This window comes from Paraburkholderia sp. SIMBA_027 (assembly GCF_046535315.1).
Lineage (GTDB): Bacteria > Pseudomonadota > Gammaproteobacteria > Burkholderiales > Burkholderiaceae > Paraburkholderia > Paraburkholderia tropica.
In genome coordinates this window covers 1-395 of record NZ_JAWRWY010000153.1, presented here as the reverse complement: position 1 = coordinate 395, position 395 = coordinate 1, and the positions used below count along the sequence as shown (strand labels likewise).

Below are 395 nucleotides of genomic sequence, written 5' to 3'. Positions count from 1 at the left end.
TGCATGACCGCGCACCGCCCGCACGTTGTAAGCGGGTGGTGCGCGGTTCTGTCGTTTGTGCCCGCAAACGGCTAACATCACACACCGAATCAGCCTAACGAGGAGTTTCGCATGGCGCGAAAGGTGCGATTGATGCAAAGCCGGACCGCAATAAGGCGAGCCCAGACGTGGCAGCAGACCTGCGCGCTATTGTTGGCTGGCGCGGCCGTGTTGCTGCCGCTGCGGCAAGCCCGGGCCGCGATGAATTTTTGTGCGGCGCCCGCGCTGCAAACCAGCGAGCGGACCAACGCCGATCCCGGCGTCAAGGCACTGGTGAACAATGTGCAGGCGCATCTGAACGACCCGCCGCGAGCGCTCGCCAAACTGCATACCGAAGGCACGCTGCCGCACGAGGG

General features: G+C 64.3%; 1 pseudogene. It reads left to right on the top strand.

From position 1 onward, the window contains the following. Positions 1–111 precede the first annotated feature (111 nt). Positions 112–395, top strand: a pseudogene (locus tag SB764_RS38555) (alginate lyase); the annotation flags it as partial.